Source organism: Nonomuraea roseola (genome assembly GCF_039535395.1).
Classification (GTDB): Bacteria; Actinomycetota; Actinomycetes; order Streptosporangiales; family Streptosporangiaceae; genus Nonomuraea; species Nonomuraea roseola.
In genome coordinates this window covers 422,365-443,121 of record NZ_BAAAXC010000015.1, presented here as the reverse complement: position 1 = coordinate 443,121, position 20,757 = coordinate 422,365, and the positions used below count along the sequence as shown (strand labels likewise).

The window sequence follows — 20,757 nt, the reverse complement described above, 5'->3', positions numbered from 1 at the left end:
GGCCGGTTCGACCGGATCGACGCGCTGACGGAGGACGGCCGCTTGCGGCTCAGCTCCGACATGGCCCACGCGGCCACACGTTACGGTTTCCCGAACAAGTCGATCTCCCGCCGCCTTCTGCTGGAGCGGCTGTCCGAGGGGCTGCCTGGCGACCTGATCAGCTACGGCACGGGCTGCCGGAAAGTGACCCAGGACGGCGACGGGGTCACGGCGACCTTCGACGACGGCTCGACGATCACAGGGGACCTGCTCATCGGAGCCGACGGCCACCACTCGGTCGTCCGGCGCGAGCTGTGGGGCGACGTCCCCATCCGGACGGCCACCTTCGGCACCTGGCAGGCCCTGAGCCGGATCGACATCGACCTCACCCGCACCCACCTCCACCTCATGATCACCGGAAGGGAGGGTGCGTGCGGGATCATCCCCGCCGGGGACGGCAACCTCCAGTGGTGGTTCGACGTGCGCTGGTCCCCCGGCGAGCCGCGTCCCGCCGCGCCCTTGGCCGAGCTGAGGCGCCGCTTCGGCCACTGGGCCCCCCGTCCCCGAGCTGCTCGCCCAGGCCTCCGAGGACGGCCTCGACTTCTTCGGCCACCACTGGCAGAAGGTGCGCAGGGAGTGGGGCAAGGGCCGCGTCACCCTGCTCGGCGACGCCGCCCACCTCATGCCGCCCACCCTCGGCCAGGGCGCCAACCAGACCCTGGAGGACGTGTGGGTGCTCGGGCGCGAGCTCGCCAAGGGCGGCGACCCGGCGCAACGGCTACGCGCCTACGAGCAGGCCCGCTACCCGCACGTCAACCTGGTGTCCAGGCTGGCCAGGCACAGCCCCGCCAACTGGAGGATCCCCCCGCTCATCGGCCGGATGTTCTCCGAGACGTCCCAGAGCGCGATGCTCGCCCGCTTCAGCAACCGCCTCACCGCCCTCTCCCACTGAGAACGGGCGTGAGAAGACGGCGGCTTGGCCGATCAGGACGCGTCGTAGCCCAGGCGCGAGCTGGCCGCGTGGCACGGCACTGTGCGGCCAGGCGACGAATCCGGAGACTTCGGTTGAGAGCGTCTGCCCGCCGGGTGAGCCCGCTGGGGCCAAGACGCTGAAGGACGAGCCGGCCGCGATGCTGCCGTTACGACCTCGTTGGCCTGGTCCATGCAGCGCCGCATCGAGCGAGGGGAACCGAGGCGCGCTCGACTCCTGCCAGAGGGCGCCGGACGGAAGCCTCAGCCGCCGGGTGGAGCCGCACCCGCCCGGCCGCCGGCCAGCACCCGGAGCAGGTCTCGCGCCTGCGCCGGGTATGGGCGAGCGGGGGCCACGGCCAGCGCCACGGGCACGCGCCGATCTTCCAAGAAAGGCACCCCTCCCGGCAGGACCGTGCTCCCAGCGCATGGACAGCCCGAGCGTGAGCAGCGCGCCGCCCACCCGATCCACGGTCCGCTACGGCCTGACCAGGATGACGTTGCCGAGCGAGCGCTGGCCCGTGGCGTCCGACGGCCGGTTGACGATGCCCGTGCCGGCAGTGGCCATGACGCTCGATCCGCCGCCGTCGAGGTTCATCGCCTCAACCGCGCCGAGCCGCTTCATCAGTTCAGCCGTCTGTGCGATGCCGAGCCCTTCGCTGTATCCGGCCTGCCGGCCGTCAACCACGACGAGCATCAGCCGGCCGCGATCGTCGACGCCGATCATGGATCGCGGGTTGGCGCGCAGGGTCCAGTTGTAGGTGAACGTCTGATCGGTGCCTTCGCGGATCAGGCCGTCGGCGCCGGCGTTGACCGACACCTGCCCGTCGCGGACCAGCGTGGGCCCGACCTGCAGGATCGTGGTGCCGGGGGTGAGGGGGACACGGTGTCCCCTGCTGTCCTCGACGCGTTCGGAGACGGTCAGCCGTCCTCCGGGCTCGGCGTGGGCGAGGAGCCAGGCGGCGCTGTCGCCGATCGCCTGGATGCTCGATCCGCCAGGCGGGATGCTCGCACCGCGCGTGGTGTTGACCGCGAGGACAGTGCCACGCGCGTCGAGCAGGGCCTCGGCTCCTTCGCCCTGCGGAGGCACGCCCCATTCGGGGGTGAAGCGCACAAGCTCGCTGGAGTCGGTGCACTTCAGGTCGTGCTGCGGCTTCTCCGTGGGCTGGTCGCCGCCGACGCCGCCGCAGTTCCAGATCTCGCCCGGCAGCCGGTTGACCCCGTCGATCTCGATCGACGCGCGACCGGCTCGCAGGGTCACGTGCGCGGTATAGGCGTCGACGTCGACCCGGCGGCCACCATGAGTGATCTTGATGCCGCCGCGGCCCTGGGTGGCGGAGCCGAGGAGCTTGCCGTCCTTGACATACAGGCCGCCCGGGGCGCGGTTGTAGAACCACTGGGCGTTGATCCCGGCTGCGGCGCCGGTCGCGGCGACCAGGTCGGTCAAGGTCTCCGTGCCGTTCAGCACCGGGCCGAAGTCGGTGTCCACGGTGCCGCGGAACTGGCGGAAGTCGACGCGCAGCACGTGGACCTTCTGCGGCGCGCCCGGGTCGATCCCGTCCTGCGCGGTGTAGCGGGTCCCTCCCGCGAAGCCGGCCGCCTTGACCCGGGTCAGAGCCGCCGCCGCCTCACCGCTGGCGGGGTAGCTGCCCAGCCGTACGATCCAGCCGAGAACACCCGCGGGACGGTCGGCGAAGCCGGGCAGGTCGACCTGCTCGAGGCGGGGCTCGAAACCCTTCTCCCGCAGAGCTCCGGCGACCCGGTCGGCGATCTCCTTCGGCCCGAGGGCCGTTCCCGCCGTGTTCAGCGGGCCGTCGACGGTCGCGGGGAGGTAGACGTGCACCGTCCAGAAGTCGTCGGCGTCCTGCGCGCCCAGCGAGTGCGTGCTCAGCGTCACGCCCGGAGGGAGCTCCGCCTCGGTCGCCGCCGCTGGAGCGGCTGTGGCGGTGGGAAGCAGGACGGCCAGCGCCGCCACCAGGGACGATAAAGCCTTCACGGACGGTGTAGCTCTGTGGCGCATGTGCGTCCTTTGCTCACGGGTGGGGTCGGATCGGACGCCCTCCGAACAGGCGACAGCCCGGTGACGAAGCAGGGCGGTGCCTCATTGACTACCGGTCCCTCAGCGCCTCCGTCAAGACGACGTCCGAGGGCTATGCCGTACCGCCGCCGGCTGGACAACCCGCGTACACCTGGCGGTCATCCCCCTTGACCTGCGCACTCACCGAGCCTTGACGGCAGCGCCCTGCCCTCTTATTCTTCCGAGTCAATTAATAAATATCATTAAAAAAACCACACCCCCCGAGGATCCCCATGAAGAATCTGCTCCGGCTGGCCGCCGCCGCGCTCACCGCGCTGCCGCTCGCCGCGTGCGCCGCCGAGAGCGAGGGCCCTGTCGCGCTCACCTGGTGGCAGGGCCCCAACGCGGAAACCCCCACCCAGGCCGCCGTGGCCGCCTGCACCCGCGACGGCAAGTACACGATCAAGGTCGAGACCCTGCCCGACGGCTCCGACAAGCAACGCGAACAGCTCGTCCGGCGGTTGTCGGCCAAGGACCGGGCGGTGAACCTCGTCACCATGGACGTCGTCTGGACGGCCGAGTTCGCCGAGGCCGGCTGGATCCTGCCCCTGCCCGCCGCCACCGCCGCCACCGTCACGCAGGGCACGCTGGACGGCGCGCTCAAGTCCGCGACATGGAAGGACAAGCTGTACGCCGCGCCGCTGCTGTCCGGCTCGCAACTGCTCTGGTACCGCAAGTCGCGAGCCCAGCAGGCGGGCATCGACCCGGCCAAGGGCGAGCTGACCTGGGAACAGCTGCTCGCGGCCGCCGGCCGTATGCCCGAGGGCGAGCGCGGCGTGGCCACGCCCGGCAATCGCTACGAGGGCTACACGGTCTTCGTCAACGCGCTCGTCGCCTCGGCGGGCGGTCAGATCGTCGACGCCGAGGGCAGGCCCGGCCTCGACGGCGACGCCGGGCGGGCGGCGGCGTCCGTCATCGGCTCGCTGGCCTCCGGCCCTGCCGCGTTGAAGGGGATGAGCACGCTCGATGAGGAGACCATGCGCGCGGCTTTCGAGCAGGGCGAGGCGTCGTTCATGACGAACTGGGGCTACGTCTACGCCGCCGCCGCCGAACGCGCCCAGAAGGAGCCCGCGTTCAAGAAGGTCTTCGACGACTACGGCTGGGCCCGCTACCCGAAGGTCACGGCCGACCGTGCCAGCGCTCCTCCGCTCGGCGGCTCCAACATCGCCGTGGGAGCCGGTACGCCCGAGGACCAGCGTGACAGCGCCTTCGCCGCCCTGGCCTGCCTGACCTCGGAGCAGGCGCAGAAGGGCTTCATGACGCAGGCAGGCATCCCGGCTGCCCGCGCGTCGGTCTACGACGACGCGGAGGTCCGCGCCAAGTTCCCCTTCGCCGACGTCATGCGCGACTCGATCGCCGAGGCGGCGCCCCGGCCGATGGTCCGCAAGTACAACGCCCTGTCCACCGCGATCCAGACGGCCTTCCACCCGCCCGCGTCGGTGTCGCCGGAGACCGCGGCGAAGGCGCACGCGGCCGTCGCCGAGGCAGTGGGGCCGTGAACGGTGGGGCGCTGAACCGGACCCGCAGGGAGCAGCGGCTGGGCTGGCTCATGGCCGGCCCGGCGCTGCTGCTCATGATGGCGGTGACGGTCGTGCCGATCCTGCGCACCGCCGGGCTGTCGCTGGAGCGCTACTCGCTGAGCGCGCCGGACGAGCGGGGGTTCGCGGGGCTGGGCAACTTCCGTGAGATCCTCACCGGCCAGGACTGGTGGCAGGACCTCGCCGCCACGATCGTCCTGACGGTGACCAGCGTGGGCGTCGAGTTCGTGCTGGGCTTCGCCCTGGCGATGGCGATGCACAAGGTCCTGTGGGGCAGGCGGCTGCTGCGCACCGTCGTGCTCGTGCCGTACGCGGTGCTCACGGTGGTGTCCGCGTTCGCCTTCCGCTTCGCCTTCCAGCCGTCGGTGGGGTTCGTCGGCGGCGACTTCAACTGGCTCGGCGAGACCTGGTCGGCCTACTTCGTGATCGTGCTGACCGAGGTCTGGAAGACCACGCCGTTCATGGCGCTGATGCTGCTGGCCGGGCTGGTCACCGTCCCCGGTGAGGTGTACGAGGCCGCCAAGGTGGACGGGGCGGGCGCCTGGCAGCGCTTCTGGCGCGTGACGGTCCCGTGCGTGCGCCCGGCGATCATGGTCGCCCTTCTGTTCCGCACCATGGACGCCTTTCGGATCTTCGACACGGTCTACATCCAGACGCAGGGCGCGGTCGGCACCGAGACGCTGTCGTTCCTGAGCTACCGCTTCCTGATCAGGGACTTGGAGGTCGGCCTGGGCTCGGCCGTGTCGGTGCTGCTGTTCGCCTGCGTCGCGCTGATCGCGAGCGGATTCGTCAGGGCGTTCAGGTCCGAGCTGGGAGGTGGGCGATGAGCCGCCGGATCGGCGACCTGCTGGTCACCGCCATTGTCGCGGTCTGGACGCTGGCCCCGCTGGTGTGGGTGGTGAGCCTGTCGCTGAAGCCGCCCACCCTGCAGAACGACGGCCGCTTCCTGCCCGCCTCTCCCACGCTGGACAACTACACCGGGCTGTTCACCAAGCCGGTGTTCACCAGCGCGCTGGGCAACTCCGTGGGCATCTCGCTGATCGCCACGACCGCCTCGGTGCTCGTCGCCGTCCTCGCGGCGTACGCGATCGCCCGCCTGCGCTTCCGCGGGAGCCGCCTGGTGCTCGGCGTCGCCCTGTGCCTGACCATGTTCCCGGCGATCGCGCTGGTGGGCCCGCTGTTCACGCTGTGGACGGAGGTCGGCCTGTTCGACACCTGGCTCGGCCTCGTCATCCCGTACGTGTCGTTCTCGCTGCCACTGGCGATCTGGTTGATGACCGCCTTCTTCCGCACCATCCCGTGGGATCTGGAGGAATCCGCGCAGATGGACGGGGCCACCCGCCTCCAGGCCCTGGTCAGGGTGATCCTCCCCGTCGCTGCGCCGGGGGTGGTCACCACGTTCCTGCTCACGTTCCTGGCCTGCTGGGGCGAGTTCCTGTTCGCGATCTCGCTCACCTCGACGGAGTCTTCTCGTACGGTGCCCGCCGCCCTGGCCTTCTTCACAGGGGATTCGGAGTTCCAGCAGCCGTACGGCGCCATCGCCGCGGCCGCCCTGCTGGTGACGGTGCCCGTCGTGATCCTCGTGCTGCTCAGCCAGCGCCGCATCGTCGCCGGGCTCACCTCCGGCGCCGTGAAGGGATGACCTCATGCGTGACTTCGCCGATCTTGCCAGAATCACCGGGACCGATCCCGGTGTCTCCATGAGGGTGTTTCCATGACCGCTTCCGCGACCGCTCCTCTGCTTCGCCGCCTCAACGCCGAACGGGTCCTCGACGTGCTCCGGGAGGTCGACACGATCCGGCACACCGAACTCGCCGACGCCGCGGGCCTGTCCAGGCCGACGGTCGACGCGGTGATCGAGGATCTGCGGCGGATCGGGCTGATCGCCGAGGTGGAGGACGACACTCCCGGACGTCGCGGCCGCCCCGCCCGGCTCGTCCGGCTGAAGGCGGAGAAGGGGCATGTCGTCGGCATCGACATCGGGGTGCACAAGTGCATGGTCTCGGTGGCGGACCTGCGCGGGACCGTACTGGCGACCGAGGTGCGCACACTCGGACAGGAACTCGGCCGCAAGGCGCGGCTGGATGGGGTCCGCCGCGCTGTCCGTGACACCCTGAAGCGGGCCAGGGTCGAGCGCTCGGCCGTGCTGGCGGCCTGCACGGCGACGCCCGGCATCGTCGACCCCCGCACCGGGGTGGTGCTGATTTGCGATGTCCTGCCCGACTGGACGGGCCTGAACCTGCGAACCGAGCTGGGCCGCTCCTTCAACGCGCCCGTCCTGGCCGACAACGACGCCAACCTCGCCGTGGTCGGCGAGCGCTGGCGTGGCGTGGCCGCCGCGAGTCAGGACGTCATCTACGTGCTGGCCGGTGAACGGCTTGGCGCGGGGATCGTCTCGGGCGGACAGGTCTTCCGCGGCCACGACGGGGGCGCGGGGGAAATGGCCTTCCTCAGCCTGCTGGAGCACACCCCCGGCGCCGAGGGCATCGGCGCGCTGGCCGCCAACGTCGGCAAGGAGGTCGTGGCCAGGCTGCGCGAGCACACCCACGAGCTGACAGGCGACGCCGCGCTCCTGCTGGCCGCCGCCCGTGACGGCGACGCCGAGGCCCAGCAGGTGCTCGAACAGATCCTCGCCCGCATGGCCAGGGCGGTCGGCACCCTGGCCCTGCTCCTGAACCCCGAGCTGATCGTCATTGGGGGCGGCGTGGCGGCGGCCGGCGAGCAGATCGCCGAGCCGATCCGGCGCAGGCTGCCGCAGATGACCTCCCTTACGCCCCAACTGCAGGTGTCGCTGCTGGGCGACCGGGCGGTCACCGTCGGAGCGCTGCGGACCGCGCTGGACGCCGTCGAAAGTTCCCTGCTGGACGACCTGAACACCTGAGTGGAGAAGCATGTCACCCGTGTCCTTGGCCATCGTCGGAGCCGGAGACCGCGGCACCGGATACGCCCGGTGGGCGCTGGCACATCCGGAGCAGGCGCGGATCGTGGCCGTCGCCGACCCATCCGCGGAACGGGCGCTGCCCCTGGCCGCCGAGAGCGGCGCCCCGCGCTTCACCGGTTGGAAGCAGTTGGCCGAGATGGGCAGGATCGCCGACGCCGTCGTGATCGCCACCCAGGACGGCGAGCATGCCGAGCCCGCCAAGGCCTTCGCCGAGCTCGGTTACCACATCCTGGTGGAGAAACCACTGGCGCCGACCGAGGCCGAGTGCCGTGAAATCGTCGCGGCCGTGGAGAAAGCCGGAGTGATCTTCGCCGTCTGCCACGTCCTGCGGTACGCGCCCTACACCGACACCGTCAGATCTGTGCTGGAATCCGGGCAGATCGGGGAGATCGTGTCCATCCAGCATCTCGAACCCGTGGGCTTCTGGCACCAGGCGCACTCCTACGTACGCGGCAACTGGCGCCGCTCGGACCAGTCGGCGTTCATGCTGCTGGCCAAGTCGTCCCACGACCTCGACTGGCTCCAGTACGTCGTGGGCCGTCGCATCCGGCGGGTTTCCAGCTTCGGCGGGCTCAAGCACTTCCGCCCCGAGAATCGTCCGGAGGGGGCCGCCGCGAGGTGCCTGGACTGCGCGGTCGAGCCTGACTGCCCCTACTCGGCCACCCGCCTGTACTTCGGCCGCCTGCGCGAAGGGCGGCACGGGTGGCCGCTGAGCGTGGTCACACCCACCTTCACCGAGGAGGCCCTCACCAGCGCCCTCAGGCACGGCCCGTACGGCAGATGCGTCTACGACTGTGACAACGACGTCGTCGATCACCAGGTCGTCGCCATGGAGTTCGACGGCGGGGCCAGCGGGACGTTCACCATGACGGCCTTCACCACCGGTGGGCACCGCCGTACCCGGATCTTCGGAACGCACGGCGAGCTGTCGTGCGACGGCCAGAGCGTGCGGGTCCACGATTTCCGCACCGGCCTCTCCACGGCCGTCGCCGTGACGATGGACGGGGACGCGACGGCGGGCGGCGGCCACGCGGGCGGCGACGGACGCCTGATGGCGGCGTTCGTCGCCGCGGTCTCCAACGGCGAGCGCGACCGGATCCGCTCCGGGCCCGCCGAATCCCTCGCCTCCCATCTCGCCGTCTTCGCCGCCGAGAGAGCCAGGCTCACCGACCGGATCATCACCGTGGAGTGAGCCACCACCCGAAACCGATCACGAAAGGAACTCGCCGATGCGGGCAGCACTCAGAACGTTCCTCGCCACGCTCTTCTCCTTACCCCTGGTCCTCGCCACCGGGTCCGCCCACGCGGACACCCCCGACGCTGACAACTGGCCGCGGCCGCGCTTCATCTCCTACAACGTCTGCGGCGCCGCGGCTCAGTGCGCGAACATCTATGGCGACTCGCCGGCCGCCTGGCGTGACCAGCTCGTGCACGCCATCGACTACTGGGGCGCGGACCTCGTGATGCTCCAGGAGGTCTGCTACGGCCAGTGGACGCTCCTGCGCGACCACCTGCAGAGCCGCTCCGGCGGACCGAGGTACGACTCCGTCTGGGCGGCGGCTCTGCCGTCGGCCTCGGGCTGCTCGCGATGGGGTACGGATCACCGCTTCGGCCTGGTGATCTTCGCCAAGGGGGAGGCGGGGACCATCAACAACGGCTCCCGTAGCGTCCACGCGCTGCCCGAGGTCGAGCCGGTCGAGAACCGGATCATGCTGTGCGCGAGGGCGTCGGTCACCGGCCGGGCGGTCCGTGCCTGCAACACGCACATCGACTACCACCGCTCGACCGCCGTGGCCCAGGTGGAACGCGTCGCCTCCCTCACCGAAACCTTCGCCGCCCAAGGCGACCCGGTGGTGCTGGGCGGGGACTTCAACGTGCTGCCCAAGGACGACGTCCTCGACCCGCTGTATGACCACACCGGCGGTCATGGCGTGTTCCAGGAGGTCGACGAGAATGACAAGAGCTACTTCACCGGGACTGAGTGCGGCCAGGACCAGGACCGCTGCCGCAGCGGTGAGGCGACCGCAGAACCGGGATGCTCGCCCAAGGTCGGCGAGCCCGGAAAGATCGACTACATCTTCCTGAGCCACTACTGGTTCACCACCGTGCGCGGTGACGCGGCCGCCTGCACCCCAGGCATGTCCGACCATCACCTCCTGCGGGGCGCCGCCGCCTGGGAGAACTGACCGCACGGTACGGCAGGCAGGCACTCGACTGGTATCAGTACCAGCTGATACCAGTCGAGCGCGATGCCCGGGCGTGGCAGGGGACGCGCTCGTTGCACGGCGATCATGGAAGTCAGCGAGCGACCAAGTCGCCGGTCTCTGGACGCCTGCAGGGGGTCGCGCACCACGGCGATCACCTCTGCACGGGTGGACAGGTGCTTGACGACCAGGCGGGCAAGTGCCCCGGTCCAGGCATTGCCGCTGCGGTTGGCGGTTGGCTGTCCGCCCAGTCCGGGAGCGCCTGGGCGGTTTGGAAGCGTCGGCTGGAATTCGTCTCGCCGAGGATCACGCCGATGTACCTGTGGCCGTTGCGCTCGGCGGCGAAAGCGAGCGTGTAGCCCACGTCGCGGATGTGTCCCGTCTTCACGCCGATCGCTCCAGCCGAGCCGAGCAGCCTGTCGGTGTTCCTCCAACGGCAGGAGCATTGATCCGCTGTCCGGGCGACCGTGTGGGGGCGCGTGAAGGTGATCGTCTCAGCGTCGGGTTGCGTAGCACCGACTCGGCCGGCCGCGCCTGGTCCCGCGCTGTGGAGCGGTCCCGCCGTTGTCGGGCATTCTCAAGCGTCCGCCTGCGTCAGGGGGTCTTCTGCGGCGGGGTGAGCAGACGGTCGAGCAGAAGGTGGAGGTACCTGCGGAAGTCCATACGGGCTTGCTGATCATCGGGGCCGAGGCGGTTGCCCTCGTCGTCGAGTACGTCGCCGCAGCAGAAGCCTTCGACGCACCAGATCATCGTCCACAGGACGTACCTGAAGCCGGGGGCGTCGTCGATGTGCCCGGCCTGGAGGGCGGGCTGGATGCTCTTGTGGATCTGGGCGTGCAACGGCCAGACGTAGCGACGCTCGAGGTCGGTGATGTCCTGGGCGTCGAAGAGGCTGCGGTGCGCCCAGAGCGCGGGGATCTGCGGGTTGGACAGGCAGAAGTCCAGATAGTCGTCGGCCAGCGCGTGGATCATCTTGGGGGCGTCGGCGGGAGACAGCGGAGTGAACCGGGCCATGACCGCCTCGATCGCGGCGCGATCAGCCTCGTGGGCACGCTCCATGATGGTGAGGTAGAGGTCCCGCTTGCTCCCCAACAAGGAGGTCACCGCGGCGACGTCGAATCCAGCGGCCTCCGCTATCTGCTGAAGGGAAGTCCCGTCGTATCCGAGAGCCGCGAACATGCGGGTCGCGATCTGCAGGATCGTCTCGCGCTGTTCGTCGGCAGCAGGGTTCATGAATCGGACGGTATGGATGGAATCCGGCATGGTCAACCATTTGGCAGGCAAGGGCAGGCCATCTGTCGGCCCGTTCGTTGAGCATCGGCAACAGCCGCAGCGAAGCGAGCGCATTCGTGACGGCGAGATGCGCCGTGGGAGCGGACCAGGCTGATGGCGTCGTCCCAGGAGCCGATCGTGGCGCGGTTGAAGGAGACCATGTGGTCGCCCGGCTTGAGGCCCGCCTGCGCGGCCGGGGTGGGCTGGTCGCCGGGCTTGCAGGCGGCGCGCTGCTCGGAGACGGGGATCACGCACGCGTGGGTGGCGGGCGAGACCATCGGGGCCTCGGCGGGCAGCCCGATGCCGACCAGCAGGATGGCGGAGAAGACGAACGCGAGCACGAAGTTCATCGCCGGGCCGCCGGACATGATGACCTTCTGCCACCACTTCTTGCGGTGGAAGACGCGGTTCTCGTCGCCCGGACGCACCTCTTCCGGCGCGGCCTCGCGGGCGGACTCGATCAGCCCCTGGAACGATCCTGTCGCCGTGCTCCGACCTTGGCGGGATCCGCTCAGGGACGCGGCGGCAGCATGCCGATCATGCGGATGTAGCCGCCGAGCGGAATCCATTTGATGCCGTATTCGGTCTCGCCCTTGCGCCGGGACCAGACTGTGGAGCCGAAGCCCACCCGGCAGACCCGCGCGCTCGAAGCCGCCGGCTGCATCCGCATCTTCGCCGACAAGCCGGGCCCTCCCCCTCTCAGTAGCCCGGCTGTACCAGACCGGTCTCGTAGGCGAGGATCACCAGCTGTACCCGGTCGCGGACATTCAGCTTCATCAAGGCTCGGGCGATGTGTGTTTTGGCGGTTAGCGGGCTGATCACGAGCTTTGCGGCGATCTGATCGTTGGACAGACCCTCGGCCACCAGGCGGACGACCTCGCGTTCGCGGGTGGTGAGCACTGCGAGCCCGTCGCCGCATACCGGGGCGGGCCGCTGAGCGAACTGCTCGACGACCCGTCGGGTGACGCTCGGTGACAGCAGCGACTCTCCCGCTGCCACCACGGCGACGGCCCGGCGCAACTCGGCCGGTTCGACCTCCTTGGTGAGGAAGCCGCTGGCGCCGGCGCGCAGCGCGGCGAAGACGTGTTCGTCGGTGTCGAACGTGGTCAGGATGATGACCTTGGTCGCCGGACGTTCGGCGAGGACCCGACGCGTTGCCTCGATGCCGTCCATGCCGGGCATGCGGATGTCCATGAGGATCACATCGGGCTCGGCGGCGCGGGCCTGCCGTACCGCGTCGTCACCCGTGGCCGCCTCGCCGACCACGGTGAGCTCCTTAGACCGGGCGAGCAGGCTGCGAAAGCCCGCCCGAACGAGGGCTTGGTCGTCGGCGAGCAGTACTTTGATCGTCATGTCTGCAGGGGGATGCTCGCCCGTACGGTGAAGCCCCCGTTCCCTTCGATGCTCATGATGCCGCCCAGGGTAGTGACACGCTCGCGCATGCCGGTCAGGCCGTGCCCCTCGGTGGGAGCTGCCGCCCCGTAGCCGTCGTCGACGACCTCCACGGCCACCTCGGTGCTCGTGTAGCGCAGCCGTACCGATACGTGGGTGGCGTTGGCGTGCTTGATGGTGTTGGTCAGTGCCTCCTGGACGACCCGGTGGGCCGCGACGGCCTGGGGTCCAGTGACGGTCGTGGGGTCGCCCTCCTCGTGCAGGGTGACGTCCAGTCCGGCCCCTCTGGCGGCGGTGACGAGGTCGGCGATGGCGCCCAGGTCCGGCTGAGGGGCCGGGTCGCCGTCGATGCGCAGCACGCCGATGAGGGAGCGCAGGTCGGCCATGGCCTTGCCGCGCACGTCCATCGCGGTGCGCAGCGCCTGGCGCGCATCCTGGGGGGACTCATCGAGCGCGTCGGCGGCCACGTTCAGGTGCACGCCGACCACTGCCAGCGTGTGGGCGACGATGTCGTGCAGCTCGCGGGAGATCTCCAGCCGCTGTTCGGCAAGGCGGCGGCGAGCGTCGGCCTCGCGCGTCTCCTCCATCTGGGCTCGCCAGCGCGCCTGGAGGTCGCGGCCGTTGCCGATCGCCAGCACGAGCGCCAGCCAGAGCGCCTCGGCCCCACTCGCCGCGAGCGCGCGGGCCGGGGGACCGTCCGTGACGGCCCAATCCCAAACCAGCGCGTAGACCAGCAGGAACAGTCCCACACCGACCGCCCAGCGGGTACGGCCCGCCGCGGCGACGGTGTAGCAGGCCACCGTCAGCGGCCACACCCAGCCGCCCTCGAACAGTCCCGCCCCCTGAAAGGCGATCAGCACGACCGCCGAGGCCAGCAGAACGCCAACCGGCCATCGCCGCCGCACCACCAGCAGCCCGCCGAGCAGGAGCCCCAGCGTGACCACCGGCCAGCCGATCGGGGCCCCGACCGCCGCCAGCCCGGTCAAGACAGCGACCGTCGTGAGGACCGCGGGAAGCAGGGTGAAGGTCATTGGCTGTTGCGGGGCAGGCGGACGGCGGCCAGTGCCATCCAGGCGAGGTTGGCGGCGATGGCGATGCGTTCTGTCAGCCCCACCACCGGCGGCAGAGAACGGGCGATCATGACGTCGACGAGGGTGACCACAAACAGGATCATCCCAGCCACCACGACAATGGTGGTACCGGTGAGCAGGGCGTCCCGCGGCCACGTTTTGGTGAGGAGCACAGCGGCGATCATGAAGGCCAAGAAGGCCGCCCATGCGGCCAAGCCGTGGACGGTCTCGGAGACCGAGGGGTTGTCCCAGCGCCCCGGCGGGTCGGCGGGGAAGATCGCGGCCACGAGGACACCCGCCGACCAGATACCGAGCAGCCAGGTCCCCGCACGGCTGGCGCCGGTGTGAGCCGCCGCCACCGTGAGGGCTGCCGCGGCGAGCGCGACGGCGGCCAGCCCGAGCGGGACCAGCCATCCTGCGCCCGTGTTGACGAACCTGCTGACCGTCTCGCCAACGGGGCTCATCTCCCTGTTGACCACATCCGAGATCGTGAAAGCCGCAGCGCCGACACCGACGCCGGCAAGAACCATCTTCTTCATGGCTCCGACGCTAGAGACCGAGCGTGGTCCCGGCGTCGTCCGTTCGCAGACACCTGCGGGTACACCAATCGATGTATGAGCTGTCGCCCAGCGTGCCCCGATAAGCCCGACGACGACCTCTACGTCAAGAAGATCTCGATATCGCGTAGTTCCACGGGTTCACCAGGCCAGTAGGCGGGCTTGGCGCCGCCCATGACGACCTCGTCGCCGAGGTCCTCCAGCGAGACCGACGTATGGCCGGCGAGGCGGTGGGTGGCTGCCATGGCGAGCACGACGGAGTCGATGTAGGCGACGGGGCCGACGGTGAGGTCGGGCTCCAGAACCGGCAGCCACAGGATCGCCACGTCGACCCTGCCCTCGCGCAGGGGGCCGAAGGGGTCGCCGAAGTCGATCGTCCGGAACTGGGGCTCGCAGCAGGCCCGGTAGCAATGAAGATGTACGGGTTTCGGGACGATCGTTCCTGCGGAAACATGATCACGCCGTCGTCGGCCGTCCCTGAAACGCGTTTCAGGGACGAGCTACAGGCGGTCGATGAGGCTGCGGGTGCCCTCTCAGCCTGCGGATGGTATGAGGAGTGTGCCAGCTCCTTTGACTCGGCGGACGACGGGTGCGGTTTCGGCCTGCAGTATGCCGTCAAGGGTGCCGATGCGGGTGGCCAGGTAGTCGTAGAGCGCGTCGGCATCGCGGCAGACGACGAAGGCGACCACGTTGGCCGGTCCGGTGGTGGCGGCGGCGAAGCCGATCTCGGGGTGTGTGGACAGGGCTTGGGTGACGGTGGTCAGTGCGGCTGGGGCGATCGTGAGCCACAACATGGCTTCGGTGGTGTGGTCGAACAGCAGAGGGTCGGCCTCGACGGCGAAGTACAGGACGTTGGTGCGGCGTAGCTGGTCCAGGCGGCGTCGGACGGTGGTTTCCGACCAGCCTGTGGCACCGGCCAGGTGCGGGTAGCTGGTGCGGCCGTCCTTGGCGAGTTCGGTGAGGAGTCTGTTGTCGGCGTCGGTGAGTTCGACGTTGTGGTCGGTCCGGGGAGTCGGTGTTGACGCGGGCCGCAGGTCGTCGATCTGTTGCCGGTTGAGTGCGGCTGTACGGCCCGGCCAGCCGCCGGTCCCGGCCACGGCGCGGAGCAGGCAGTGCGCGGTGACGGCCGTGATGCGCGGTGTGCGCGGCAGTTTCTGCAGCAGCAACTCGCTGTCCTTGGCTCTGCCGCTGGTCCGGGTGATGCAGGTGATCTCGGTGCCGCCGGAGATGAGGCTGACCCATGAGGTGTCCTGGCGGCGCGCCAGTGCGGCTGCCACGGCGGTGGCGGAGTCGGGGGTGCACCGTAGGCGGACCAGCCAGTCGACCTGACCGAGGTGCCGGCCGTTGGGCAGGCCCACCACTCGTACGGCGCCTGCTGAGCGCAGCCGTCGATACCGGCGGGCGATCGTGCGATCGGAGGTGCCCAGCACGGCGGCGATGTGGCTGAACGCCGCGCGGCCGTCGATCTGTAGGGCGTGCACCAGCCGCCGGTCGAGTTCGTCGAGTGTGAGTGGATCCACCGCAGGACCGTAGCAGCGTGTCGGATAGCGCCGTATCCGGCGCCTGAGCGCCTGCCGCTGAGGGATGTCTGGAAATCTCTGCGCGGCATGTCCGCAATCGTGGAGAGGTAAGGAATCATGCGCAGGTGGTTGCCGTTGCTGGCGATCTCGTTGAGTACGTTCATGCTGCTGGTGGACCTGACCATCGTCAGCGTCGCGGCGCCCGCCATAGCCGGCGCACTGCACTCCTCGTTCGCAGCGCTGCAGTGGAGCGTTGACCTCTATGTGCTGGTGCTGGCCGCCCTCATGATGGCGGCCGGGTCGATCTCGGACCTGCTCGGGCAGCGCCGGGTCTTCGTGGCCGGCCTGGTGGTCTTCGCGGTCGCCTCGCTGGCCTGTGGAATGGCGCCGAACACTGCCGCACTGATCGCTGCCCGGGGCGTGCAAGGTCTTGGCGCCGCGGCCATGTACGCCACCAACGCGGCGCTGTTGGGCAGCACCTACACCGGCCGGGACCGATCGGTGGCCTTCGGCGTGTGGGGGGCGGCCAACGGGGCAGCCGCCGCGGCCGGACCCATTCTCGGAGGGCTGCTGACCGAGCACGCGGGCTGGCGAGCGATCTTCCTGGTCAATCTGCCGGTCGCCGCCGTCGCCGTGTTGATCGCCATGCGCGCGATCGCTGAATCACGCGGCTCGAGCGGCGGCCGGGTCGACCTGCCCGGCACCGCCGCCTTCACTCTCGCCGCCACCTTGATGGTCTATGGCCTCATCCGCGCCGGAGAGCACGGATGGACAGATCCGGCCACAGTTGGCGTCTTGGTCGCCGGAGCGGCAGCCGCAGCGGCTTTCGTGCTGCTGGAGCGAGGCCGCACCAATCCCATGATCGATTTGTCGCTGTTTCGGCAGCCGTCCTTCTCAACCCTCATGTTCGCCGGGGCGGCGCTGACCGCGTCCGCGTTCGCCCATCTCGTGTTCGTCTCGCTGTGGGCACAGTCGATTCTCGGCCTCAGCCCCATGATGGCGGGGCTGGCGCTGACCCCGCTGGCCGCCGTCGCCTTCGTGGTAGCCGGTGCCGGTGGCCGGCTGCTGCACAACGTCGCGCCGCGGCATTCCATCGGCTGGGGGCTGCTGCTGGTCGGCACCGGCACTTTGCTGGGCATGCTCCTGGGCCCGGACTCCGGCTGGAGCGTGCTGATTCCCTCGCTGTGCCTCACCGGCCTCGGGGTGGGATTGGCCTCCCCCGTGCTCGCGTCCGCGGCCTTGACCGCCGCACCGCCTCACCGCACCGGAATGGCCAACGCAGCCATGAACACCTTCCGGCAGCTCGGCTACGCCATCGCCCTCCCGCTCCTGGCCACGGTATCGGCGGGGCAGGCCGAAGGCGTGCTGGCCGGCAGCGGCTCATTCGCCGACCCCGGTGCTGCGGCAATGGAACTGACCGGCGGCGCGTACCCGGAACTGCTCGCTCAGGCATCCACCGGCACGCGAGCGGCCGTGGAAGACGTTCTTCGCAGCGCCTACGCCGCAGGACTCGACTCGATATTCCTGCTGAGCGGCATCCTCGCCTTGATCGCAGGGGGCGCCGTGCTGGCCCTGGTTCGCCGCTCGCCTGCCCCATCCGAGCAAGCCTCGGTGCCGGACACCGTCGCCGCGCGGGGCCCTCGTGGCTGAGCGCACCCCACCGCATGAGTACAGGCCGCTCACCGTCCCGCCACCCGGATTGGTTCCGCCCATGAATTCCCCCATGAACCCGCACCACCACCGCCAGGCTTCCGAGGGCAGCGGCTACGATGACCCGATCCGGATCAGAGCGGTCCGCCCGGCCGAGTTCGCCCTCCTTCAAGACATCGAGCGCGCCGCAGGACGTTGCTTTTTCGACATCGGCATGCCAGAGATCGCCCAGGACGAGCCGCTGCCCCTCGAGGCATTCGCCCGCTACCTCAGCGCCGACATGGCCTGGGCCGCCACCGACCCCGCGGACGTGCCGGTCGCCTACCTCATCGCAGACCTCGTCGACGGCAATCTCCACATCGAGCAGGTCTCGGTACATCCCCGCAGCGCACGCCGCCGGGTGGGACGCCGGCTCATCGACCACCTGGCCGACCAGGCGACGGCCACCGGGATACCGGCCCTCACCCTCACCACGTTCACCGACGTGCCGTGGAACGCTCCCTACTACACCCGCTGTGGGTTCGTAACCCTCAACGACAACGACCTGACACCCGGCCTACGCGCCGTCCGCCGGCGTGAGGCCGCACATGGCCTGGATCGATGGCCCCGCGTGTGCATGCGCCGCAACCTGTGAAAGGAGGCGCCAGCGGCGGCGGGGACGCTTCAGTGTCCGGCCGTGCCGTGACCTGTCGGCGCGTTCCGGGGTGGACGAGCACGGACCGAGGACGGCTGACCCGCCGATGTCGCATCACGCGTCAGTGTCACCGAGGTGTACGAGCCGCATGGCCAACGCCATGAAGTATCAGGTCAGCTCTGTGCGATGCGTTTTGATGCGGTACAGGCGCCTGTTTCGACGCCGGGCCCTGGCAGAGCAGACCTTCGCCGACCCCAGCGAGATCGCCGACGCCACCGCCGTGGCGATGACCCAGCTCACAAGACTCGTCAACGTGGACACCGCTGCACCTCCCTCCTTTGAGGAGCGGAGAACTAGGAGTCCGATGCCATTGAGGCGGCGGTGGCGTCTTCACAACTGGCTGAAGGCTCGCCGATATGCGCGAGGCGACACACCACGGCGCTGAATGAACAACTCGCGGAGCACGGAGACCGAGCCGATGCCGACCTGGTGTGCGATCTGTTCGACCTGCAGGTCGGTGATCTCGAGCAGTTCCTCGGCGCGATCAAGCCGTCGTGTGCGCAGCCATGCGTACGGTGTGGTTCCTGTCGCCATCCTGAAACGCCGGGCGAACGTGCGGGGGCTCATGAGCGCCTGCGCCGCGAGGTCGTTGACCGACAGCGGCTTGTCCAGGTTCCGCCGCGCCCAGTCCAGCACGCCCGCGAGCCGTTCGTCACAACCGTCGGTCGGCACGGGGACGGGGATGTACTGGGCCTGGCCTCCGTCGCGGTGGGGGGCGACGACGATCTCGCGGGCGATGACGTTGGCGATCGCCGCGCCGTGTTCGCGGCGCAGCAGGTGGAGGCAGAGGTCGATCCCGGCGGCCGCGCCGGCCCCGGTGACGACGGTGCCCTCGTCCACGTAGAGGACCTCTGGCATGACGGTGACGGTCGGGTGGCGAGCGGCCAAGTCGCCGGCCAGGCTCCAGTGGGTGGTGGCGCGGCGACCGTCGAGCAGACCTGTGGCCGCCAGGACGAAGGACCCCGTACAGAAACTCGCGACGATCGAACCCCGCTCGCTGGCGGCGCGAATCGCGCCCACCACGGCGGATGAGGGTGCATCGGGCGGAACCGCATCGTCCGGGGGGATCAAGATGATCAGATCCGCTCGAGCGAGATGGTTCAACCCGAACTCGACATGGAGCGGAAGGCCGAGGTCGGTACGCACATCGCCGGGCCGCTCCGCACACACGAAGAACTCGAAGGCGGGCAGGCCCAGTCGCGCGCGGTCAGCGAAGACCTTGCCCACCAGCCCGAGGCTGAAGGCGCTCACTCCTTGCATCGCGAAGGCAGCGATCGAACGGAAAGGGCGCACTACCGCATCATGGCAGAAATCCGGCGAACGTCTGCAGTCTTGCCACTTCCGGCCGTGGACCGGCCGCTCCACACTCATCATGAAACACAGAAAAGAGGTGAAATGACGGATTTGACGGCCAGCGCGGTTCAGGCCGTACTGCATGAGGGGTACGGCAGCGCAGGGGTGGCCAGCACGGTCGGCTATGTAGAAGACGGCGATGTCCGGCTGGTGATCGATCCCGGCATGGTGCGTAGCCGGTCGTTGATCCTCGACCCGCTGACGGCTCGGGGAGTGGCACCGGATCAGGTCACCGACGTGGTGTTCAGTCACCACCACCCCGACCACACTCTCAACGCGGCTCTGTTCCCCAACGCCAGGTTCCATGACCACTGGGCGATCTACCGCGACGATGAGTGGATCTGGAGGGACGCCGAGGGCTACCGGCTCAGCCCAGGGATCATGTTGATCCGCACGCCGGGACACACCTTCGAGGACATCACCACCCTTGTCGGAACGCGCGAAGGCATCGTCGCGTTCACGCATGCCTGGAACGACGCCACCTCGCAGGGAGACAGGCACGCCGTCGACATGGACGCGCTCCGCACCGCACGCAAGCGGGTGGTGTCCGTCGCGGACATCATCGTGCCCGGCCACGGCCCCGCTTTCATCCCCGGACCGGAAACGCCACTCTGACGGGACCGGCACTGAGCTCCCCCTCGTAGCGTGGAGACCGAGCCGGGGAGAGGTTTGGTCGTGGCAGGTACCACGAGGCGTCGCTTTGATCCCTGGCGCGGCTATCGCCATCTGCCAGGCGCGCTCATCGGCTGGTTAAGCCGGGCACCCTGCTGGCCTGGCACCGTCGCTTGGTCCGACGCCGATGGACGTATCCGAGCCGGGTCGGCCGCCGCCGGATGAGCAAGGAGGTTCGAGACCTGGTGCTGCGCCTGGCGCGGGGGAACCCGCCCTGGGGATATCGCCGGGTGCACGGTGAGCTGGTTCGGCTCGGCTTGCAGGTCAGTGAAGCGACGGTGAGACGGATTCTGCGCTCGCGCCGATCCGGCTCCCCGAAGCTTCGACACCTCCTGGCGGACGTTCCTGCGTCTACAGGCGAAAGGGTTGTTGGCCTGCGATTTCTTCCATGTCGACACGGTCTTCTCGAAGCGTCTGTACGTGTTGTTCGTCATGGAGGTGGAGACGCGGCGCGGGCACGTCCTGGGTGTGACCGCCCATCCAACGGGCGCCTGGACGGCCCAGCAGGCCCGCAATCTGCTCATGAACCGCGCGCAGAGGGCCAGCTCGTTCCGGTTCCTCATCCGTGACCGGGATGCCGAGTTCACCGCCTTCTTCGATGAGATCTTCGCCGGCGAGGGTGTCACGGTGATGAAGATGCCGCCGCGGACGCCTCGAGCCAATCGCTACGCGAACGCCGGGTGCGCACCGTACGAGCCGAATGCGCCGACCGGATGCTGATCTACGACCAACGCCACCGGCGATCGGTGCTGGAGGAGTACGCCGAGCACTACAACGGGCATCGCCCGCACCAGTCCCGCCAGCAACGCCCACCCACGGTTCGCCATGCTCGGCGAAACAGGTGAGGCGTGACCGAAGCCACGCCTCAC

The 20,757-nt window shown here is 69.5% G+C and carries 22 protein-coding genes and 1 pseudogene; 13 read left to right on the top strand and 10 right to left on the bottom strand.

All coding sequences use genetic code 11. The annotated features are described in order from the left end of the window. Positions 1-60 precede the first annotated feature (60 nt). Positions 61-465 (top strand): annotated as a pseudogene (locus ABFX55_RS49960) (FAD-dependent monooxygenase); the annotation flags it as partial. An 82-nt stretch (positions 466-547) separates the two neighbouring features. Beyond that, on the top strand, positions 548-931 hold the full coding sequence (locus ABFX55_RS25115; RefSeq protein WP_346131241.1) for an FAD-dependent oxidoreductase: 384 nt from the start codon (positions 548-550) through the stop codon (positions 929-931). 495 nt (positions 932-1,426) lie between these two features. On the opposite strand, the gene ABFX55_RS25110 is transcribed toward ABFX55_RS25115, so the two are convergent. Beyond that, entirely contained in the window at positions 1,427-2,944 is a 1,518-nt protein-coding gene (locus ABFX55_RS25110) for a phosphodiester glycosidase family protein (RefSeq protein ID WP_346124843.1), read from the bottom strand. A 314-nt stretch (positions 2,945-3,258) separates the two neighbouring features. Here ABFX55_RS25110 and ABFX55_RS25105 point away from each other — a divergent pair, with 314 nt between their 5' ends. From ABFX55_RS25105 to ABFX55_RS25080, 6 genes are all read left to right on the top strand, one after another. After that, entirely contained in the window at positions 3,259-4,524 is a 1,266-nt protein-coding gene (locus ABFX55_RS25105) for an extracellular solute-binding protein (protein WP_346124841.1), read from the top strand. Further along, positions 4,521-5,390 carry a carbohydrate ABC transporter permease gene (locus ABFX55_RS25100; RefSeq protein ID WP_346124839.1) on the top strand — a complete coding sequence of 290 codons (870 nt, stop codon included), beginning with the start codon at positions 4,521-4,523 and terminating at the stop codon, positions 5,388-5,390. The genes ABFX55_RS25105 and ABFX55_RS25100 overlap by 4 nt, the downstream gene beginning before the upstream one ends. After that, positions 5,387-6,205, top strand: a complete 819-nt coding sequence (locus tag ABFX55_RS25095) for a carbohydrate ABC transporter permease (RefSeq protein WP_346124837.1) — start codon at positions 5,387-5,389, stop codon at positions 6,203-6,205. The genes ABFX55_RS25100 and ABFX55_RS25095 overlap by 4 nt, the downstream gene beginning before the upstream one ends. Positions 6,206-6,277: 72 nt before the next feature. After that, positions 6,278-7,444, top strand: coding sequence for an ROK family transcriptional regulator (locus ABFX55_RS25090; RefSeq protein ID WP_346124835.1), 1,167 nt, complete (start codon positions 6,278-6,280; stop codon positions 7,442-7,444). A gap of 10 nt (positions 7,445-7,454) precedes the next feature. After that, complete coding sequence (locus ABFX55_RS25085) at positions 7,455-8,696, top strand: Gfo/Idh/MocA family protein (protein WP_346124833.1); 1,242 nt, start codon at positions 7,455-7,457, stop codon at positions 8,694-8,696. A gap of 37 nt (positions 8,697-8,733) precedes the next feature. Then, positions 8,734-9,690 (top strand): endonuclease/exonuclease/phosphatase family protein, encoded by a 957-nt coding sequence (locus ABFX55_RS25080; protein WP_346124831.1) that lies wholly within the window; start codon positions 8,734-8,736, stop codon positions 9,688-9,690. A gap of 612 nt (positions 9,691-10,302) precedes the next feature. Here the strand turns inward: ABFX55_RS25080 and ABFX55_RS25075 are convergent. The 8 genes from ABFX55_RS25075 to ABFX55_RS25040 all read right to left on the bottom strand — a co-directional run bounded on the left by ABFX55_RS25075 (position 10,303) and on the right by ABFX55_RS25040 (position 15,519). Beyond that, positions 10,303-10,941 (bottom strand): TetR/AcrR family transcriptional regulator, encoded by a 639-nt coding sequence (locus ABFX55_RS25075; RefSeq protein WP_346124829.1) that lies wholly within the window; start codon positions 10,939-10,941, stop codon positions 10,303-10,305. A 32-nt stretch (positions 10,942-10,973) separates the two neighbouring features. Then, complete coding sequence (locus tag ABFX55_RS25070) at positions 10,974-11,408, bottom strand: M50 family metallopeptidase (RefSeq protein ID WP_346124827.1); 435 nt, start codon at positions 11,406-11,408, stop codon at positions 10,974-10,976. 83 nt (positions 11,409-11,491) lie between these two features. After that, on the bottom strand, positions 11,492-11,662 hold the full coding sequence (locus tag ABFX55_RS25065; protein ID WP_346124826.1) for a site-2 protease family protein: 171 nt from the start codon (positions 11,660-11,662) through the stop codon (positions 11,492-11,494). Positions 11,663-11,679: 17 nt separating this feature from the next. Further along, on the bottom strand, positions 11,680-12,333 hold the full coding sequence (locus tag ABFX55_RS25060) for a response regulator (protein ID WP_346124824.1): 654 nt from the start codon (positions 12,331-12,333) through the stop codon (positions 11,680-11,682). Then, positions 12,330-13,358, bottom strand: a complete 1,029-nt coding sequence (locus ABFX55_RS25055) for a sensor histidine kinase (RefSeq protein ID WP_346124822.1) — start codon at positions 13,356-13,358, stop codon at positions 12,330-12,332. The genes ABFX55_RS25060 and ABFX55_RS25055 overlap by 4 nt, the downstream gene beginning before the upstream one ends. 41 nt (positions 13,359-13,399) lie before the next feature. Next, complete coding sequence (locus ABFX55_RS25050) at positions 13,400-13,981, bottom strand: DUF998 domain-containing protein (RefSeq protein WP_346124820.1); 582 nt, start codon at positions 13,979-13,981, stop codon at positions 13,400-13,402. A 119-nt stretch (positions 13,982-14,100) separates the two neighbouring features. After that, entirely contained in the window at positions 14,101-14,373 is a 273-nt protein-coding gene (locus ABFX55_RS25045) for a LysR substrate-binding domain-containing protein (RefSeq protein ID WP_346131239.1), read from the bottom strand. Positions 14,374-14,532: 159 nt separating this feature from the next. After that, positions 14,533-15,519, bottom strand: coding sequence for an Lrp/AsnC family transcriptional regulator (locus tag ABFX55_RS25040; RefSeq protein ID WP_346124819.1), 987 nt, complete (start codon positions 15,517-15,519; stop codon positions 14,533-14,535). A gap of 117 nt (positions 15,520-15,636) precedes the next feature. On the opposite strand from ABFX55_RS25040, the gene ABFX55_RS25035 reads away from it, so the two are divergent. Both ABFX55_RS25035 and ABFX55_RS25030 read left to right on the top strand, forming a co-directional pair. Continuing rightward, positions 15,637-17,169 carry an MFS transporter gene (locus ABFX55_RS25035; RefSeq protein ID WP_346124817.1) on the top strand — a complete coding sequence of 511 codons (1,533 nt, stop codon included), beginning with the start codon at positions 15,637-15,639 and terminating at the stop codon, positions 17,167-17,169. A gap of 61 nt (positions 17,170-17,230) precedes the next feature. Next, complete coding sequence (locus ABFX55_RS25030; RefSeq protein ID WP_346124815.1) at positions 17,231-17,803, top strand: GNAT family N-acetyltransferase; 573 nt, start codon at positions 17,231-17,233, stop codon at positions 17,801-17,803. 390 nt (positions 17,804-18,193) lie between these two features. Here the strand turns inward: ABFX55_RS25030 and ABFX55_RS25025 are convergent, their stop codons facing one another. Next, positions 18,194-19,300 (bottom strand): GlxA family transcriptional regulator, encoded by a 1,107-nt coding sequence (locus ABFX55_RS25025; protein WP_346124813.1) that lies wholly within the window; start codon positions 19,298-19,300, stop codon positions 18,194-18,196. Between the two features lie 21 nt (positions 19,301-19,321). On the opposite strand from ABFX55_RS25025, the gene ABFX55_RS25020 reads away from it, so the two are divergent. From ABFX55_RS25020 to ABFX55_RS49955, 3 genes are all read left to right on the top strand, one after another. Next, complete coding sequence (locus ABFX55_RS25020; protein WP_346124811.1) at positions 19,322-19,831, top strand: MBL fold metallo-hydrolase; 510 nt, start codon at positions 19,322-19,324, stop codon at positions 19,829-19,831. A 426-nt stretch (positions 19,832-20,257) separates the two neighbouring features. Continuing rightward, positions 20,258-20,608 (top strand): hypothetical protein, encoded by a 351-nt coding sequence (locus ABFX55_RS25015; RefSeq protein WP_346124810.1) that lies wholly within the window; start codon positions 20,258-20,260, stop codon positions 20,606-20,608. Next, entirely contained in the window at positions 20,569-20,733 is a 165-nt protein-coding gene (locus tag ABFX55_RS49955; protein WP_379479100.1) for an integrase core domain-containing protein, read from the top strand. Before ABFX55_RS25015 ends, ABFX55_RS49955 begins: the two co-directional genes overlap by 40 nt. Positions 20,734-20,757: the final 24 nt, after the last annotated feature.

Coding starts and splice junctions, on each gene's coding strand:
- ABFX55_RS25080 (WP_346124831.1), top strand. CDS start 8,734: ATGCGGGCAGCACTCAGAACGTTCCTCGCCACGCTCTTCTCCTTACCC.
- ABFX55_RS25075 (WP_346124829.1), bottom strand. CDS start 10,941: ATGAACCCTGCTGCCGACGAACAGCGCGAGACGATCCTGCAGATCGCG.
- ABFX55_RS25095 (WP_346124837.1), top strand. CDS start 5,387: ATGAGCCGCCGGATCGGCGACCTGCTGGTCACCGCCATTGTCGCGGTC.
- ABFX55_RS25050 (WP_346124820.1), bottom strand. CDS start 13,981: ATGAAGAAGATGGTTCTTGCCGGCGTCGGTGTCGGCGCTGCGGCTTTC.
- ABFX55_RS25090 (WP_346124835.1), top strand. CDS start 6,278: ATGACCGCTTCCGCGACCGCTCCTCTGCTTCGCCGCCTCAACGCCGAA.
- ABFX55_RS25030 (WP_346124815.1), top strand. CDS start 17,231: ATGAATTCCCCCATGAACCCGCACCACCACCGCCAGGCTTCCGAGGGC.
- ABFX55_RS25060 (WP_346124824.1), bottom strand. CDS start 12,333: ATGACGATCAAAGTACTGCTCGCCGACGACCAAGCCCTCGTTCGGGCG.
- ABFX55_RS25025 (WP_346124813.1), bottom strand. CDS start 19,300: ATGCAGTACGGCCTGAACCGCGCTGGCCGTCAAATCCGTCATTTCACC.
- ABFX55_RS25085 (WP_346124833.1), top strand. CDS start 7,455: ATGTCACCCGTGTCCTTGGCCATCGTCGGAGCCGGAGACCGCGGCACC.
- ABFX55_RS25035 (WP_346124817.1), top strand. CDS start 15,637: ATGCGCAGGTGGTTGCCGTTGCTGGCGATCTCGTTGAGTACGTTCATG.
- ABFX55_RS25105 (WP_346124841.1), top strand. CDS start 3,259: ATGAAGAATCTGCTCCGGCTGGCCGCCGCCGCGCTCACCGCGCTGCCG.